This window comes from Streptomyces sp. NPDC053432, from assembly GCF_055585365.1.
Genome location: NZ_JBVJKF010000025.1, coordinates 18,894 through 35,666 on the forward strand (window position 1 = coordinate 18,894; position 16,773 = coordinate 35,666).

At 73.6% G+C, this 16,773-nt stretch carries 15 protein-coding genes and 1 pseudogene; 5 read left to right on the top strand and 11 right to left on the bottom strand.

The window, feature by feature from the left end; translation table 11 throughout:
• Positions 1-46: 46 nt before the first annotated feature.
• From ACZ6Y1_RS31390 to ACZ6Y1_RS31400, 3 genes are all read right to left on the bottom strand, one after another.
• Entirely contained in the window at positions 47-1,675 is a 1,629-nt protein-coding gene (locus tag ACZ6Y1_RS31390; protein WP_469637653.1) for a serine/threonine-protein kinase, read from the bottom strand.
• Between the two features lie 120 nt (positions 1,676-1,795).
• Positions 1,796-2,131 carry a hypothetical protein gene (locus ACZ6Y1_RS31395; RefSeq protein WP_469637656.1) on the bottom strand — a complete coding sequence of 112 codons (336 nt, stop codon included), beginning with the start codon at positions 2,129-2,131 and terminating at the stop codon, positions 1,796-1,798.
• A 112-nt stretch (positions 2,132-2,243) separates the two neighbouring features.
• A complete protein-coding gene (locus ACZ6Y1_RS31400) occupies positions 2,244-3,143 on the bottom strand; it encodes a LysR family transcriptional regulator (RefSeq protein WP_469637659.1) in 900 nt (299 codons plus the stop codon).
• Between the two features lie 148 nt (positions 3,144-3,291).
• Here ACZ6Y1_RS31400 and ACZ6Y1_RS31405 point away from each other — a divergent pair, with 148 nt between their 5' ends.
• On the top strand, positions 3,292-4,419 hold the full coding sequence (locus tag ACZ6Y1_RS31405) for an alkene reductase (RefSeq protein ID WP_469637847.1): 1,128 nt from the start codon (positions 3,292-3,294) through the stop codon (positions 4,417-4,419).
• A 157-nt stretch (positions 4,420-4,576) separates the two neighbouring features.
• Here ACZ6Y1_RS31405 and ACZ6Y1_RS31410 read toward each other — a convergent pair whose 3' ends face one another.
• Together ACZ6Y1_RS31410 and ACZ6Y1_RS31415 are read right to left on the bottom strand one after the other, a co-directional pair.
• Positions 4,577-5,002, bottom strand: a complete 426-nt coding sequence (locus tag ACZ6Y1_RS31410) for an NAD(P)H-binding protein (RefSeq protein ID WP_469637662.1) — start codon at positions 5,000-5,002, stop codon at positions 4,577-4,579.
• Positions 5,003-5,034: 32 nt separating this feature from the next.
• A complete protein-coding gene (locus ACZ6Y1_RS31415) occupies positions 5,035-5,634 on the bottom strand; it encodes a ScbR family autoregulator-binding transcription factor (RefSeq protein WP_469637665.1) in 600 nt (199 codons plus the stop codon).
• A gap of 514 nt (positions 5,635-6,148) precedes the next feature.
• Here ACZ6Y1_RS31415 and ACZ6Y1_RS31420 point away from each other — a divergent pair.
• Together ACZ6Y1_RS31420 and ACZ6Y1_RS31425 are read left to right on the top strand one after the other, a co-directional pair.
• Positions 6,149-6,709: a YbaK/EbsC family protein gene (locus ACZ6Y1_RS31420; protein WP_469637670.1), complete on the top strand. Its 561-nt coding sequence runs from the start codon at positions 6,149-6,151 to the stop codon at positions 6,707-6,709.
• Between the two features lie 61 nt (positions 6,710-6,770).
• A pseudogene (locus ACZ6Y1_RS31425) lies at positions 6,771-6,971 on the top strand (hypothetical protein); the annotation flags it as partial.
• 180 nt (positions 6,972-7,151) lie between these two features.
• On the opposite strand, the gene ACZ6Y1_RS31430 reads toward ACZ6Y1_RS31425, so the two are convergent.
• The 3 genes from ACZ6Y1_RS31430 to ACZ6Y1_RS31440 form a co-directional block, all read right to left on the bottom strand.
• On the bottom strand, positions 7,152-7,823 hold the full coding sequence (locus ACZ6Y1_RS31430) for a DUF4097 family beta strand repeat-containing protein (RefSeq protein WP_469637673.1): 672 nt from the start codon (positions 7,821-7,823) through the stop codon (positions 7,152-7,154).
• 253 nt (positions 7,824-8,076) lie between these two features.
• Positions 8,077-8,670 (bottom strand): dihydrofolate reductase family protein, encoded by a 594-nt coding sequence (locus tag ACZ6Y1_RS31435; RefSeq protein WP_469637677.1) that lies wholly within the window; start codon positions 8,668-8,670, stop codon positions 8,077-8,079.
• 139 nt (positions 8,671-8,809) lie between these two features.
• Positions 8,810-10,390: a tryptophan 7-halogenase gene (locus tag ACZ6Y1_RS31440; protein ID WP_469637680.1), complete on the bottom strand. Its 1,581-nt coding sequence runs from the start codon at positions 10,388-10,390 to the stop codon at positions 8,810-8,812.
• A 141-nt stretch (positions 10,391-10,531) separates the two neighbouring features.
• Here ACZ6Y1_RS31440 and ACZ6Y1_RS31445 point away from each other — a divergent pair, with 141 nt between their 5' ends.
• Complete coding sequence (locus ACZ6Y1_RS31445) at positions 10,532-10,762, top strand: DUF6269 family protein (protein ID WP_469637683.1); 231 nt, start codon at positions 10,532-10,534, stop codon at positions 10,760-10,762.
• A 126-nt stretch (positions 10,763-10,888) separates the two neighbouring features.
• Here the strand turns inward: ACZ6Y1_RS31445 and ACZ6Y1_RS31450 are convergent, their stop codons facing one another.
• Positions 10,889-12,859 (bottom strand): AfsR/SARP family transcriptional regulator, encoded by a 1,971-nt coding sequence (locus ACZ6Y1_RS31450; RefSeq protein WP_469637686.1) that lies wholly within the window; start codon positions 12,857-12,859, stop codon positions 10,889-10,891.
• 207 nt (positions 12,860-13,066) lie between these two features.
• Here ACZ6Y1_RS31450 and ACZ6Y1_RS31455 point away from each other — a divergent pair, with 207 nt between their 5' ends.
• A complete protein-coding gene (locus ACZ6Y1_RS31455) occupies positions 13,067-13,363 on the top strand; it encodes a hypothetical protein (protein WP_469637689.1) in 297 nt (98 codons plus the stop codon).
• 24 nt (positions 13,364-13,387) lie between these two features.
• Here ACZ6Y1_RS31455 and ACZ6Y1_RS31460 read toward each other — a convergent pair whose 3' ends face one another.
• Both ACZ6Y1_RS31460 and ACZ6Y1_RS31465 read right to left on the bottom strand, forming a co-directional pair.
• On the bottom strand, positions 13,388-16,375 hold the full coding sequence (locus tag ACZ6Y1_RS31460; protein WP_469637692.1) for an AfsR/SARP family transcriptional regulator: 2,988 nt from the start codon (positions 16,373-16,375) through the stop codon (positions 13,388-13,390).
• A gap of 162 nt (positions 16,376-16,537) precedes the next feature.
• A complete protein-coding gene (locus tag ACZ6Y1_RS31465; protein WP_469637695.1) occupies positions 16,538-16,765 on the bottom strand; it encodes an acyl-CoA carboxylase epsilon subunit in 228 nt (75 codons plus the stop codon).
• Between the last annotated feature and the right edge of the window lie 8 nt (positions 16,766-16,773).

A 16,773-nucleotide genomic window follows, 5' to 3' on the forward strand; every position in this document is an offset into this window, starting at 1 on the left:
ACGCCCGGATCACGGGACGGACCGCGCCGGGAGGCACCCGGCCGCGTCAGGAGGCTCGCCAGACCGTCAGGTCGCCGGTCACCCAGTGCGGTCCGTCGCCCATCGGGGTGATCTGCTTGAGCTGGAGCACGAACAACGCGATGTCACCGGAAGGGTGTTTGACGCAGAACCGGCTGCCGGCCGCGGCCAGGGACATGGCGACCTTTCGCTCCTTGCGCTCCTCGGCGTACCGCAGTGCGTCCCGGCAGGTGTCGAGGGTGCCGCTCTGCTTGCCGTCCAGCAGGGTGATCACGCTCTCGCCGCTCTCCAGGTCGCAGGAGCCGTACTCGCACTTCAGACGGAGGTCACCCGTGCGGTCGGCGCGCTGCGCCGGTTCCTTGATGCCGACCGAGTTGTCCTCCGCCAGCTCCAGGCCGGCGTACGGAACGGGCGCGGGCGGCTTTGACGGTGCCGGTGCGGCCGGGGCGGGGGTGGCACCGGCCGCGGAGCCGCCGGCCGCGGAGTGGCCGGCGGCGGAGTGGCCGGCCGGCGCGGACGAGCGGGCGGGGTCGGACGCGGATGCCGAGGGCCGCTTCGACTTCGACGCCTCCGGGCCGCGCGGGCCCGCCGTGCCCCTGGACGCCCAGACCAGGCCGGTCACGAGCAGGGCTGCGGCCGTGACGGCGGCCGCGGCGATCAGTGCCGTACGGCGCCGTCCGCGGGGTGGCCGGCTCTGCCGTTCGGGCTCCAGCGGCGGGCGCCAGGCCAGGGGGAAGGTGTGCTGCGCGGTCGGGTTCGGGACGGGGGCCGGGACGCGGACCTCGGGTCCCGCGAACTCCCGCCAGACGGCGGGGCCGTCCTCGGCGTCGCCGGGCAGGTGGCGCCGGCACCAGGCCACGATCTCCGCGGGGGTGGCCCGCTGCGCCGGATCCGCGGCCAGGCAGCGGGCGATGACCGGGCGCAGTTCCTCCGGCAGGCGGGACAGGTCGGGGGCGGAGTGCACGATGCGGAACAGCACGCTGACCCCGGGGCCGGAGCCGTAGAGCGGCTCGCCCAGCGCCGCGTAGGCCGCGGTCTGGCCGAGGGCGAAGACGTCGGTGGCGGTGGTGACTTCGCCGGCCTCCGCCTGTTCGGGAGCCATGTACTGGGGCGTTCCGATGGTGGCGCCCATGGCGGTGGAGGCGGTGACGCCGGAGGCGAGGGAGATGCCGAAGTCGATGACGCGGGGCCCGTCGGCGGCCAGGAGGACGTTCGAGGGCTTCAGGTCGCGGTGGACGACGCCCGCGGCGTGGATGACCTCCAGGGCCTCGGCCACCCCCGCCATCAGCCACAGCACGGCGGGCACCGGCAGCGGTCCGCGCCGGGCGACGGCCTCGGACAGGGCGGGGCCGGGCACGTACAGGGTGGCAAGCCAGGGCGGGGAACCGTCCGCGTCGGCGTCGATCAGCTCGGCGGTGTAGGCCCCCCGGACCCGCCTGGCCGCTTCGACCTCCCGGCGGAACCGCCGCCGGAACTCGGGGTCCTCGGCCAGTTCCGGGCGGACCACCTTGAGGGCGACCGGGCGGCCGCCCTGGGTGTGCGACAGGTAGACCCGGCCCATGCCGCCCGCACCGAGCCTGGCCGCGAGACGGTAGCCCGCCATGGCGGTCGGGTCGTCAGGGTGCAGTGGCTGGAACACGTCGGTCGCGCTGTTCATCGGTCTCCCCCGACCCCTGATCCCCTGATCCCCTGATCAGCCGATGGGTTGATCAGACGTACTCTAAGCGGCGGGCCGGGAGGCTGATCTGGCGGGGAGGGTACGCGCCGACCTGCGGCTTTACCGCTGTGGGGCGGGCGGGTACCAGCCGGGCCACTGGGGGTGGGGGTACTGGCGGACACGGCGCCTGGCGGCTTCGAGCCCGAGGAACGCGGCTCCCGAGGCGACGGCCGAGAGGAACGTCAGGCCCATCGCCGTCACCAGCCAGAGGTCGGCGGCGCCCGGCACACCCAGCCACAGGGCGCCGGTCCCCGCCGCGAGGAGCAGCAGCGCCGGGATCCTGGCGCCGAGCGAGAGCCGGCGGGTCGTCGCGACAGCGGCGTAACCGATGATCACGCCCGGTGTCACGGCCGCGGCCAGGCCCAGGAGGGCGAAGACGAGCAGGGCGATGATCATGTGTACCGACCTCCGGACATCGTGGCCGGCTCGTGCCGAGGGCGGACGCAGCCATGCCCCCCGGTCCAGCAGGCTCTTTCGGACGCCATGCTGCCAGATTTTCTGAACACGTTCAACGCTGTCCCGTCTCCTGAACCGTGTCCACGAAGGCGCGGATCCGGGCGGTCTCGCCGGCCCTCGGCCAGAGGAACCCGTACTCGACCGGAGGCGCGTCGCTGAAGGGGACCCAGACGATGTCGGGGCGGCCGTAGTAGCGCTCCGCGTCTTCGCACGACGGCGAGACGCCCTGGCCTGCGCCGACGAGGTTCATCAGCTCCGTCCAGTACGAACTCGCCTGGCCGTGCGGGACGGGCCTGCCCCGGGGGGTACGACGGGGGTAGTGGTGGTCCAGCCAGTGCTGCGGTACGGCGCCGGTCACGGGGAGCAGCGTCGACTCCGCGAGGTCCTCCAGTGACACGGACGCGCGCCGGCCGAGGGGGTGCCCGGCGGGAACCATCAGCACGCGGCGCTGGGACAGCACGAGGGGACCGAGCACCAGGTCCGGTTCGCTCACCGGGCGCTCGCTGACCTGGAGATGGACCCGCCCGGCCCGGACCGGGCCGAACGGATCGGAGAGCTGAACCTCCTGGATCTCGACCTCGCAGTCCGGATAGCCGGCACGGAAGGCCTCTGCTCCCCTCAGGAGGATCTCCGCGACCATGGGGCTCGAATACCCGACGCGGAGCACACCTGTGATGCCCCGTCCGGTCGCCACCGCACGGTCGATCGCGCGCCGCAGCTGGCGGCGGACGGGTATCAGGTCCTCCCGCAACTGCCGCCCCGCCGGGGTCAGGGCGACGCGCCGGCTGGTGCGTTCGAACAGCGGCACACCGAGGCGGTGCTCCAGCTTCTTGATGGTCTGACTCACTCGCCCCTGGGCCAGCCCGAGCCGCTCCGAGGTGCGCCTGAAGTGCAGTTCCTCGGCCAGGGTCAGGAACGCCTCGATCTCGTGCCGCTCCACCTTCGCCCCCATCGGTGAGTTCGGAGCACCGATGGTAGTCAAATTCGATCTTGTTCGGCCCGCCCGGGCGTACGAGAGTGGATCCGGCCCCACGGGCCCTGACACTCACTGCCCGCGACGCCCGCGCCGTCCCGGCGGGGCGTCCCTTCGTGATGGGGCGATCACCCTGACCACCGTTTTCGAGCCCGCCCGGCTGGGCGCGCTGCACCTGCCCAACCGCTTGGTCATGGCTCCGATGACCCGCAACCGGGCCACCGCCGACGGCGTCCCGACGCCCCTCATGGCCGACTACTACGCGCAGCGCGCCTCGGCGGGGCTGATCATCGCCGAAGCATCGACGCCGAACGCCGTCGGACAGACGTATCCGAACATCACCGCGATGCACAACGACGCGCACGTCGCGGGGTGGCGGCGCGTCACAGGGGCGGTCAGCGCCGCGGGTGGCCGGATGTTCCTGCAGCTCCAGCACGGCGGCCGGATCGGGCACCCCGACAACAGCGGCGGGCTGTGGCCCGTCGCGCCGTCGGCGGTCGCACTTCCGGACACGATCTTCACACCCGGCGGGCACCGTCCTGCCGTCGTACCGCGCGAGATGACCCTCGGTGAGATCGAGTCCACCGTGGCCGACTTCGCCGCCGCCGCCCGCCGGGCGATCGACGCCGGGTTCGCCGGAGTGGAGGTGCACGGCGGCAACGGCTACCTGCTCCACCAGTTCCTCGCCTCGGACACCAACCGCCGCACCGACGGGTACGGAGGCTCGGTGGCCGGCCGCATCCGGTTCGTACGGGAGGTGGTCGGCGCCGTCGCCGAAGCGGTCGGCCCGGACCGGGTGGGCCTGCGCATCGCCCCCGGCGTCACGGCCAACGCCATGCGGGAGGACGACGTCGACAGCATCTACCCGGCGCTCGTCGACGCGCTCTCCGGCAGCGGCCTCGCCTACCTGCACGTGGTCTTCGCCCAGCCGGACCAGCCCCTCTTCCGCCACGTCCGGAAGCACTGGGCGGGCTCGCTGATCGCCAACCCGATGCTCCCGTGGCCCGGACCGCTGCCCGCCGACGGCGGCAGGGCCGAAGCCGAGCGGCTGCTGGCCGCGGGCGCCGACCTGGTCTCCCTCGGCCGCGCGTTCCTCGCCAACCCCGACCTGGTGGAACGGCTGCGCCTCGGCGCACCGCTCAACCCCTTGCGGGAGGAGGGCCTGATGTACGTGGGCGGCGAGGCCGGGTACACCGACTACCCCGTGCTGGCGGACACCGGCCACCGGGCCGGAGCACCGGCGTCGGCTCGCTGACCGCCCAGGGTGGCGGCGGACGAACGGACGGAGCCCGGCTCGGTTCGAGCCGGGCTCCGTCCGTGCCGGGGCGGGGTCAGGAGGCGGCCCGTGCGAGGTGCGCGGGGCCGTCCGGGCCGGCTGATTCCCGGGCCGGCCCGGTGGGGGTCAGCCAGTCTCAGGCCTGGTGGACCGCCGGTTCCAGGCCCATGCCCATGCGCAGCACCGTCCGGTCGAGCCCCGAACCGCGCAGCAGGGCTTCGGCGTCGCGGTTCCAGCGGGCGATCAGATCGTCCGCGGCCGGGTCGGCGGCGCCCAGCCAGGACAGCTTGACCGCGCGCCGGACGCCACCGGCCCGGGCCGCGGCGAGGATGTTCTCGTCGTCGGCGGGGCGCAGCGGGTTCGCCGTCACCACAAAGACGGCGTCGGCTCCCGCCAGGGCCCTGTCCAGGGCCGGCCGGTCCTGGTAGTCGCCCGGGACGGGCTCTCCGCGCAGCCCGGTCCGGCGCGCCTTGGCGACGTCCCGGACGAACAGGCGTACGTCGGTGCCGGCGGGCAGCATGCGGGCCACGTGGCGCCCGACGGCTCCGGTCGCGCCGGTCACCACTATTCTCGGCGTCGCCGCCGTGCCCGGTGTCAGGACGCGGCCCTCCCCCGGGAGGGACCGAACTCGACGCGCGCCACGGCGCTCGGCGTGGCGATGGCCGGGAGCAGGCAGCGCCACATCTCCTCGACGCGGTCCGGCAGGTCCGCGCGGCCGGTCTCCATCTGGGCGTGCATCTGGGCGCCGGTGCACGCGTTGACCACCAGCCGCGACAGGGCGCCCACGTCGACCCCGGAGCGCAGCTCACGGCGCTGCACGGCATCGGCGAAGACGTCCGCCAGCAGCTCGGCCCACTGCGTGTGCGAGTTCTCCTCGGAGGAGACGAACAGCTCCTGGTCGGTGACCAGGCGGGCGCCCGCGAGCAGCAGCGGGTTGTCGAGCATCTGGTACGCCCAGGTGAGGGTGATGTCGATGCCGTGCTGCAGCCCCTTCGCGTCGATCGGCGGGGACACCAGGCCCGGCTGGGAGCGGACGATCTCGCGGGCGAGCGCTTCCTTGTTCTTGAAGTGGAAGTACATGGCGCCGAGGGTCAGGCCGGCCCGCTCGGTGATCTTCGAGACGCTGGCTCCGGCGAACCCGCACTCGGCGAACACCTCGGCCGCGGCCCGTACGAGGGCCGCGCGCGTACGCAAGGCCCGCTCCTGCTTCACATCTCGCCTACCGGTCAGTTCGGGCATCCGCGTCTCCTCCGGACCTCGACAAAAAAGAATACTCTCTATTTTATTGCGTAGAGTACCTCGGCTCGCAGACCCGCGCCCGCGTGGCCAACACCGCTGTTTCCAGGGGAAAATCGATGTCCACCGCCGCTCACCGGATTCCGGGAGCAGGCCTCTGGCGCAGGCTCTCCGTGAACATCAGCGAGCTCGGCCGGACCCGCGTCCAGGACGTCGCGCTGGCCGCCACCGACCGGCCGGGGCACTGGCAGTCGCGGGTCGACACCTCGAACACCGTGCTGTTCGACCACCCGCACGACCACATCCCGGGGACGGTGCTGCCACTTCGACGTGGCGTTCCACCGGTACGTCGCGCTCGACCGGCCCTGTTGGATCACGGCCGAGGCGGTCACCCGGTACGACGCACCGGCCTCCGGCGTCGTCACATGGGGCATTGACCGGCCCTGCGCCTCCCTGGTGCACAATGGCCCGCATGCGCGCTCCCATCGGCCCGTTCGAGCAGGTCCGTCCCGCCCCCGAGTGCCTCGACGAGCTCACCCGGCCGGTGGCCGACGCGATCCGCTCGTGGGGCGGCGGCGTCCCGGCGGAGCGGATCGTCTACGTGGACAGCGACCCCGCCATCGCCGACACGGCGGCCTTCGTCGAGCACTACGGGCAGGAGCTCCTCGGCCGGTCGGCGAACTGCGTGGTCGTGGCCGCCAAGCGCGGCGGCGCGACCACGCTCGCGGCCTGCCTGGTCCCCTCGGGCGCCCGCGCCGACGTCAACGGCGCGGTGCGCAGGCGGCTCGGCGCGCGCAAGGTGTCCTTCGCGCCGATGGACACGGCCGTGGAGCTCACGGGCATGGAGTACGGGGGCATCACCCCGATCGGACTGCCGGCGGACTGGCCGCTGCTGGTGGACCGGGCCGTCGTCGGCATGCCGTACGTACTGGTGGGCAGCGGGCGCCGGCGCGGGAAGCTCATCGCCCCCGGCGAGCTCTTCGCGCAGCTCCCGGGGGCGGAAGTCATCGAGGGCCTCGCCTTCCCCGGCTGACGGAGGTACGGTCCCCCCGGGTGGGAGCGCCGAGCGGCGTCGGGCCCCGCCGCCCGCCCGCCTGCGGTACCCGGGACTCCCCTCCGGCAGCGCGGGCCCCTCGGCAGCCGCGGTGCTCCACGCCCGGTACGCGGGCAGGCTGCCCGCCTCTCCGGAGAAACTCGCAGGTCCCCGGCACGGCGTGGTCGAGCTGCCGCTGCACGTCGCCTGGTCCGGACTGCGCGCCTACGACCTGGACCGGCCGCGCCTGCGCAGGGGCCTCTAACGCACCGTCCGGTCTGGGAGGACGCCTGCCCCGAACTCGCGTCCGCGGGCTCCGCCGCCGCGTGAACCTCACCGAGGCCGACCTGCGTGCCTGGGCGCGGCGGTGGGCCGACGGCGTCGACCGCCGTCTGCACCGCCACGACGACCACGACGCCTGAGCGGCTCATGCGGCTGTCGTTCAGTTGCTGCGGGCGGTGATGTCGCCGTAGCCGGTGGTGGCGCGGATGGTGAGTCCGGCGTCGGGGCCCTCGGTGTTGCGCAGGGCGTTGTGGATGCGGCCGTAGGCGGTGGCGGCGTCGAGGGTGGCGGAGGCGCCGCGGGCGGCGGTGACCGTGATGTCGCCGTGCTCGGTGCGCAGTTCGGTCTTTCCTCGGACGGCGTCGGTGATCTGGATGTCGCCCTTCTGGGTGCGGATCGTGGTGGGGCCGGCGATGCGGCCGACGGTGACGTCGCCGGCCTGGAGGGTGAGGTGGGCGGCGGCGGTCTCATCCAGCTTGACGGTGGCCTGGGCGCCTTCGAAGGTGACGTCGCCGAGGCGTCCGACGCCGCGGAGTTCGGCGAGGGCGGCCTTGGCCTCGATGTGGGAGCCGGCCGGGAGCTGGACGGTGACCTCGACGGAACCGGAGTTGCCGAGGAGGCGGTGCTTGGCCCGGGCGGCCTCGATCCGCAGGACGCCGTCGCGGTAGTCGACGGTGATCTGCTCGGCGGCCTTCACGTCGCGGCTCTTGGAGGCGTTGGCGGGGCGGACCTCGACGGTGGTGTCGGTGCGCTCGGCGGCGATGAACTGGATCCGGCCGGCCGGGATGTCGAGGACGGTGGAGACGGGGGCGGCGGTGGCGAACTTCTGCATCGTTCTGTTCCTTCGGGTCGCTGTTTCCGATGCCCCGAAAGCTACGTTGCGTTCATGGATTGTGGCAACATCTTCGTTGCGTACGTATTGGATTTCTGCAGGTCAGAGTGAGGAAATCGTTGCATCGGGTAGAGTTTCAATGCAACGACATACGGCTGCTTTCGTTGCAATGGGTGGCGGCGAACGCTACGGGGCGCAGAAAGCCCTCCCCCTCGCTCGGAGGGGGAGGGCTCACGACAGGGACCGGGGCGGGTCAGGCCCGGGGGCGGGGGCGGTAGGTGGCGACCTGGACGCCCGTGGGGCTGGTGACCGTCGAGACCAGGTCGAGCGGGCGCAGGATGCCGTCCGCGGGGAAGATCGACTTACCGGGGCCGAGCAGTACCGGCATGATCATCAGACGCAGTTCGTCGGCCAGGCCCTCGCCGAGGAGGGTGCGGGCGAGGGTGGGGCTGCCCATGACCAGGAGGTCGCCGCCGGGGGCGTCCCGCAGTTCCCGGATGCGGGCGACGGCCTTGTCGCCGGGGATGAGCGCGGTGTTCCAGGTGAGGTCGTCCTCGGCGAGGGTGTCGGAGACCACGTACTTGGGGAGAGCGTTCATCCGGTCCGCGAAGGGGTCGCCGGCCCGCTCGGGCCAGGCGGCCGCCATGTTCTGCCAGGTGCGGCGGCCGTAGAGGAGCGCCTCGGCCTGCTCCAGCGCCTCGGTGAAGGCTCCGCCGACGACCTCCGGGTCGAAGAAGGGGTGCGTCCAGCCGCCGTGCGCGAAGCCTCCGTCGGTGTCCTCCTCGGGGCCGCCCGGGGCCTGGACGACGCCGTCGAGGCTGATGAACTCGCTGATGACGATGCGCATGACGTGCTCCCGTTGTTCCTCGCGTGGTCCGTACGCGGTCCGTACGCCAATGAAGACCGACGGGCCGGACGGAACTCATCGCCGCCACACCGACTCGCGATGTGACGTGGGCCACAGGCGGCTAGTGCCGGTCACGGCACTAGTTCTCGAACCCGACGGCGGCGCGGCCCCGTTCGCCGCTCCCGCCGCGCGGCGGCCGGGTGATCCGGCCGTGCAGGCGGTCCAGGTAGGCGTGGGCATCCGGGAGGGTCTCCCCGAGGATGCGCTGCTGGCGGGTGATCCGGGTGAAGTGGTCCTCGGCGGTGCGCAGGGCGTGCGGGTGGTGGGCCAGGGCCGGGGGCGGGGTCGCCGTGTGCGGGGTGAGGGCGGCCAGGAGGGTGCGCAGGGGGGCCTCGTCGGGGGTGAAGGACAGGCCGGCCCGGTGGGCCTCCACGGTGGCGCGCACCTCGTCGGGGAGGGGCAGTGCGCGCTGCGCCGTCCAGAACGGGCCGTCCGGGCGGGCGGCGGCGTAGCGGAGCTGGGCGAGATGTAGGGCGCGCCGGTAGTGGCCGTCGGCCGCCCGGTTGAAGCGGGCCGCGGGGGCCTCGCGGTTCTCGGGGGACGGGAAGTCGCGGATCAGGCGGTCCAGGAGGTCGAGCGTGACGCCGTGGTCGTCGGCCAGGGGGTCGGTGGACCAGGCGGCGCCGCCGAGGGCCACGCAGTTCTTGACCCAGGTGCGCCGGGTGTGGCCGACGCGGAGGGCGGTGTGGGTCGGCTCGACGCGGCCGCGGTGCGGGCCCGTTGACCGGCACAGGCTGCGGGCGGCCTCGTCGGGGGCGGTCACGGTGCTCGCGTAGACGAGGCCGGCGGTGTGGCGGCCGAGCAACTGGCGGCTCCAGGTCCAGCCGTGCGGGAGGGCGGTGGCGGTGGTGTACGGATCGACGCCGTGCAGCTCGCTGTCGTACGGGAGGGTGAGGGACAGCGTGCTGTCGGCGAGGAGGCGGTCGGCGGCGCCCGTGAAGGGTTCGCCGAGGACGCCGGCCATGAGCAGGCTCGCGGAGCCGGTGCAGTCCAGGAAGAAGTCGGCCGTCAGGTCCCCCCTCGTGGTGTGCAGGGCCGTCAGCATGCCGTTCTCGTCGCGGTGGGCGCCGAGGAGAGCGCCGGTGACCATGCGCACGCCGCAGCTCTCCATGGCTGTCCTGCGCAGGAAATGGGTCAGCGTTCCGGTGTCCGCGTGCCAGCCGTACGTCATCGCCGCGCGGCCGTCGAGCCAGCGCGGGGATTTACGGGCGTCCAGGAGCGGGGGTTCCCGGAAACAGGCGTGGTCGAGGGGTTCGAGGGTCTGTCCGGCCCGGCGGCGCAGCAGCCAGAAATCGGAGAGGGGAAATCCCTCGCAGTCCGGCGGCGCGCCGTCGCGGGGAATGTAGAAGTGATGCCCGCCGGCGCCCCAGTTCGCGTATTTGACGGCCACGTCGAAAGAGGCCCCGCTCGCGCGCATCCAGGCGTTCTCGGGAATGCCGAGACGGTCGAAGAGGTCGCGCTGGAGGTTCGGGGCGAGGGCGGTCGTCTCCGGCTCGGGGTGGTGCGGGGTTTCGAGGACCGTGACGCGGACCGTGCCGTGGCAGGCGGAGGCCAGCCGGGCTGCGGCGATCCAGGCGGTGAGGGTGCCGCCGGCGATCACCGCGTTCCTGATGCGGGCGGGTGCGGATGCGGGTGCGGCCGCGGTCGCGTTCGTGTCCATGGGAGGAGGGTCGCGGCCGTGTCTGTACGGAATGTATGCGGCGGCTGTATCGGGCGGTCAAGACGTACGAGAGAACGTGTATAGCGGGTGCTCCGAATCTGTTGGTGCGGGACCTGAACGGGCCCGGTACCAAGAGGAGGAATGATGTTCGAGAAGTCCCGCGTTCAGCACCCCCTGGAAATTCTGACGGAGATCGAGCGCAATGCGGCAATGGAGCAGGAGATCGCGCTCCGCGGCAGTGGAACTCCCTGGACGGTGCTTCTCGCGGATTACGTCGACGCCTTGAACGAATTGGCCGCGCAGGGCACCGCGGAGAACGGGTACATCGCCACCTACGGACTGGACGAGGGGCACGCCGGCGGCTGCGGATGAGTGCGCGGACGGGGCCGGGGCGCCGGGGCCCGCTGGGCCGTCCGGGCGCCGGCAGTTCGGGCAGGCGGGCAGGCGGGCAGGCGGGCAGGCGGTTCGTCGTGCCGCCTGCCCGCCTGGAGTACGAGGTCAGGCAGCCGTGAGGGCGCGGGTGCGGGCGAAGAGGCGTACCAGCGGCATCAGGCGGTAGCGCGGGACGGGGTCGCCGTCGTCCATGGGCCGGGGTTCCAGAAGGCGTGCGTCGGCCAGCCGGTCCAGGACGTCCTCCGCGTCGGGGAGCGGCACGTCGAGGAGGGCGGCAGCGTCCGGGGGCGAGAGGAGGGGAAGGTCCGTGGCCGTGAGGGCGGCGAACGCCCTGGCGGTGGACGGGTCGAGGGCGTCCAGGGCGTGCCGCAGCCCGGTGGTGACGTCCAGACTGCCGATACGGAGCTCGTCCAGGCGGCGGTGCTCGGCCGCGAGGCGGGCGGCGAGGCGGGCGGGCGGCCGGTCCGGCCGGTCGGCGAGCCGGGCCGCGGCGATGCGCAGGGCGAGCGGCAGGCGGTCGCAGTACTCGGCGATGAGGGCGACCGCCTCGGGGTCGGCGGCCAGCCGGTCGGGGCCGGCGATCCGGGCGAGGAGGCGGGTCGCCTCGGCGGGGGTCATCGGGCCGAGCCGGACCAGGCGCGTGCCTTCCAGGGAGGCGAGGCCCGGCTGGACGCCGGTGACGAGGGTGCGGGTGGCTCCGCCGCCGGGCAGCAGGGGGCGTACCTGGGTGTCGTCGGCCGCGTTGTCGAGGACGACCAGGATGCGGCGGCCGGCGAGGAGGGTGCGGTAGAGCTGGGCGCGCTCGTCGAGGCCGTCGGGGATCCGGCCCGGGCCGGCCCCGAGGGCGTCCAGGAACCAGCCGAGGACCTGCCGGGGGGTGCGCGGTGTGCCGTCGGGGGCGCGGAGGTCGGCGTAGAGCTGGCCGTCGGGAAAGACCGGGCGGAGGTGTTCGGCGGCGTGGAGGGCGAGGGCGGACTTCCCCGTGCCGGGGGCTCCGGTGACGGCCACGTCCTGATGGCCGTTCAGGGCATCGACGACCGCGCGCGCCTCGGCCTCCCGCCCCGTGAAGTCCCCGGGCGCGGCCGGCAGCAGGGCCGGAACGGGGCGACCCGGCAGGTGCCCGCCGTGCGCCGGGGCGGCCGGCGCGGCGGGGGCCGGCGCGGCAGGCGCCGAGGCGGCGAAAGGCTCCACGGCGGGGGCCGGGGCGGCAGGCGCCGAGGCGGCGAAAGGGTGCATGGCGGGGGCCGGCGCGGCGGGGGCCGGGGTGGTGAGGGCCGGGGTGGTGAGGGCCAGGGTGGTGAGGGCCAGGGTGGTGAGGGTGGTGGTGGGGCGGGTCGCGGGTGGGGGGAGGGTGGCGGTGAGGATCTGGTGGTGGAGGGTGCGCAGTTCGGGGCCCGGGTCGATGCCGAGTTCGTCGGCGAGGGTGCGGCGGCCGTCCTCGTAGAGGGCGAGCGCGTCGGCCTGCCGGCCGCTGCGGGACAGCGCGGTCATCAGCTGGCCGCGCAGGCGCTCCCGTACGGGGTGCAGGGCGACCTGCCGGGTGAGGCCCGGGACGAGCTCCTCGTGACGGCCCAGCGCGAGGGCGGCCTCGGTGTGGTGTTCGGTCGCCGCCAGGTGCGCCTCGGTCATGCGCGGCCCCTCGGCGGCGGCGAGCTGCTCGGTGACGTCGCCGAGGGCGGGGCCGCTCCACAGGTCGAGTGCCTCGGACAGGCGGCGTTCGGCCTCGGCGTGGCGCCCCGCGAGGAGGTCGGCGCGGCCGGCCTCGGCGCGTGTGCGGAAGCGCTCCCAGTCCAGGGCGGCGGGGTCGATGTCCATGCGGTATCCGGCGCCGCGGCGCTCCAGGCCGTGGCCCGGGCCCAGGCGGGTGCGCAGCCGCGAGACGTACGTGTACAGCTGATTGGTGCTGGTGGCAGGCGGCTCCCAGCCCCACAGGAGCGTGGTCAGCCGCTCGTCGCTGACGACCTGGCCGCGGGCGAGGAGCAGCGCGGCGAGCGCGGTGCGCTGCTTGGAGCCGTCGAGGGCGACCGGCCGGCCGTCAAGCCGGGCCGACACGGGCCCGAGGATCTTGAAGTCCATGGTGGTCCCCCAGCGTTCCGCGAGCCCGCGTCTGCTCGCGGGCCGACTCGCGAAAACGCTATTGACCTGGGGTTTTTTCTCGCTCTCGGATCGATTTCAGTGTTCCGAAAGGGATTTGAAAGCGCACGAAAACGGGGTCTCCGTAGCGTTCATGGCGTACCGCAGGGCACCGGCCCACCGCGGACGACGAAGGTCCGGGAGGACACCATGAACCGCGTCATTCTCTCCGCTCGCAAGTCCGCCCACACCGCGACGGCCGCGCCTGTCGGCAAGCTGATGGCGACGGCGGGCCTGCTCCTCGCGGCGGTCGCCGGGGTCTCCGTGAGCCAGGGCGTGACGCCATTGGACGCCCTCGCGGCGGCCGCCCCCACCCACGACGACCCGTGGTCGGCGCGCACCGACGGCCTGCTCCGCGACGACCCGTGGAGCGTGCGGGCCTCGGCCCTGCGGGACGACCCGTGGACCGTGAAGGCCTCCGCCCAGCGGGACGACCCGTGGGTGTGAGCCGGGGCCCCCGGGGGGCCGCCGTCAGGGCTGGAGCGCGAACAGCCCCTGCAGGGCGGCCGGTTCGCCGTCCGCGATCGCCACCAGGAGCTGCTCCGCCCGCGCCTGCCAACCACGTGCGCCGACCTCGGCGAAGAGGTCCGCCGCACTCTTGAACGTACTCGCGGCGCCGCTCCGGTCCGAGCGCAGCGCCTGCACACTTCCGAGGACGACGGCCGCCCGCGCCCGCAGATAGACGTCCGCCACCTGCTCCGCGGCCTGCAGGGCACTGCGTGCGACCGCCTCTGCCTCCTCCAGCTTCCCCTGGCGCCACAGCGCCTCTCCCAGCGCACGCAGCACGTGCGTCTCGCCCCGGCGGTCACCGCTGCCGAGCACCAGTTCCAGAGCGCGCCGGCTCGCTTCCTCGGCCCGCGCCCCGTCGCCCTGGTGGATCAGTGCCTGCGCAAGCCTGAGCGTGCTCTGCGCCTCGCCCCGTACTGTCCCGAGCCCTCTGCTCCTGGCCACCGCTTCCGACGACAGGATCAGGCTCGCCTGGGCGTCGCCCCGTTCCAGTTCGATCTGCGCCAGCAGGCCCAGTACATGTGCCTCGGCGTAGGGGTCACCGACCGCGCGGAAGATCTCCAGCGAGCGACGGCCCGTCTCCACCGCCCGGTCCGTGTCTCCGCGATGGCGCTCGCACATCGCCAGGTTCCGCAGGACCAGGGCCCGCCCCTGGTCCTGGCCCTGCTCCTCGAACAGGCGCAGGGCCAGGCCGAGGCGCTCGTAAGCGCTGTCGTGGTCGTACTGGATGATCTCCAGGGTGCCGAGTGATTGCAGCATCGCCGCCTCGCCGAGCCGGTCGCCGGTGCGGCGCGCGGCGGCCAGGGCCGCCTCGCCGCATTCCCGCCAGTCCTCCAGGTAGTTGCGGTTCTGGAAGAGGGTGACGCTGGTCATCGCCAGGTCCCACGCGTACCCGGACTCGTCCCCGCGGGCGGCCTGCTGTACGAGGCCCGTGATGGAGGAGCGTTCGGCCTCGAACCACTCCATGGGATTCTCCACGAGGGATTCGACCAGGTGGGAGGGGAGTTCCCGGTGGGGCGCGGAGCCGGGCACGACGGTGTAGTCCCCGCCGTAGACCCTCCGGTGCGCCTCCTTGGCCAGTCCGAGCCACACCCCGCAGGCACGCCTCAGGGCGGCCCTCAATTCCCCTTCTCCGTCCTCGGCAAGCGCGCATTCGCGAGCGAAGAGGCGGAGAAGGTCCTGGAACCGGTAGCGGACGTGGCCGGCGTGGGCCCTGAGCGGTTCGAGGAGCTGGGCGTCGACGAGCTGCTCGATGAGGTCCTCGGCGTCGACCGGGTCGATGTCGAGGAGGGCGGCGCCGGCCCAGGCGGAGAACTCGGTGACGTTCAGCGATCCGAGCAGCCGGAACATGCGGGCGGTGTCCGGGGGCAGGTCGCGGTAGCTCAGCCGCAGGCCCGCACGGACCCCGCGGGCGTCCAGGCTCAGCTCGTCGAGGCGCCGGTGCTGGTCCTCCAGGCGGGTGACGAGGGTGCGGACGGTCCAGTGCGGTTTCGCGGCGAGCCGGGCGGCCGCGATGCGCAGGGCGAGGGGCAGCCGGTCGCACAGTTCGCTGAGGCGGGCGGCGGCCACCGGGTCGCCGGAGAACCGGTCGTCGCCGGCGACCCGGGAGAGCAGGGTGATCGACTCGTCCTGTTCGAGGGAGCCGAGGTTCAGCGGTACGAGGGCGTAGTCCCCGGCGAGCCGGCTGCTCATGCTGTCCCGGCTGGTGACGAGCACGCAGCAGCCGGACGTGCCGGGCAGCAGGGGGCGGATCTGCTGGAAGGAGCGGGCGTTGTCCAGGACGATCAGGACCCGGCGGCCGTCGAGGACGCTGCGGAAGAGCGCGGTCCGCTCGACCTGGTCGGCGGGGATCTGGGGGCCGGGTACCCCGAGGGCGCGCAGGAAGCGGTCGAGGACGGCGCTCGGCCTGCGGGGCTCCTCCTCCTCGTCGTAGCCGCGCAGGTCGGCGAAGAGCTGCCCGTCGGGGAAGCGGGCGGCGACCTGGTGGGACCAGTGGACGGCGAGCGCGGTCTTGCCGACGCCGCCGGTGCCGGTGATGGAGCCGACGGGCAGGGCGGAGCCGCCGAGCTGGTCCAGCAGCCGGTCGAGGGTGGCGAGGTCCTGGTGGCGGCCGGTGAAGGAGGCGGTGGCCGGGGGGAGGTGGGCGGGCACGGTGGTGGCGGGCGCCGCCGGGAGGGGCGCGCCGGTGGCCGGGATGAGCTTCGGGGAGTCGGCGAGGATGTCCTCGTGCAGTTCCTGGAGGGCGGGTCCGGGGTCGATGCCGAGTTCGTCGGCGAGCAGGCGTGCCCCGTCGCGGTAGATCTCCAGGGCCTCGGCGCGGCGGCCCGAGCGGTAGTGGGCGAGCATCAGCAGGGCGAGGGCCTGTTCGCGCAGCGGGTTCGCCCGTACGAAGCCGGCGAGCTCTCCGATCAGTTCGCTGTGCCGGCCCAGGTCCAGGCGCAGGGCGGTGAGCTGTTCGTACACGTCGAGGCGGAGCCCGTTCAGGCGCTCGGCCTCGGCTTCGACGCGTTCGGCGACGATTCCGGCGAGGGCCGGGCCGCGCCACATCGCGAGGGCTTCCTCGAAGTGCGCGCAGGCCTCCTCGGTGAGGCCGCGGCGGCCCGCCTCGCGTCCCGCGGCGGCCCGCTCCTCGAACTCGACGGCGTCGATGCGGTGTTCGCCGGTATGGAGCATGTAGCCGGGGTGGCTGGTGACGAGGAGGTCGTCGATGCCGACCGCGGCCCTGAGGGTCTTGCGCAGGGCCGATACGCAGATGGCGATCTGGTTGCGGGCCGTGGCGGGCGGGTTTCCCTGCCAGACGGCCTCGGCGAGGGTGTCGACGGAGACGACCCGGCCCGGCGCGAGCAGCAGCATGGACATGATGGTGCGCTGGCGGGCGCCTTGCAGGGCGATGGGTCGCCCGTCGGCGCTGATGTCCAGTGGCCCCAGGATCCGGAACACCACCTGAAGCACGGCTGCCCTCCTCGATTCCGCCGTTGATCTGCGAGAACGGCGGATGTGCCGCCTTCGCTCTGAGTTACAGGCCGGCGGGCGGGCCCACAACGAGGACGGCAGCAAACTGCCAGCCGTGGTCCGGTGGTACGCGCTGGTCAGGACGCCGGTGCGGGGCCGCGGTCAGGGGCGGGCCGCCGCCCAGGAGGCGGCCGGGAGGATCTCGCCGCGGTCCCACCGGGCGGCCGACCCGGCCTCGGCGGGCTCCGCCGGGGCGGCGGGGAGCGCCGCGAGGGCGGTCAGGAGGGCCGCCACGGCGGCCAGTTCCTCCTGGGTGGGACATCCGTTGATGATCTTGAACAGGGTGGGGGCCAGGGGCCCTTGGAGTGCGGGTGCGGACGTACCGGACATGGCTGTCA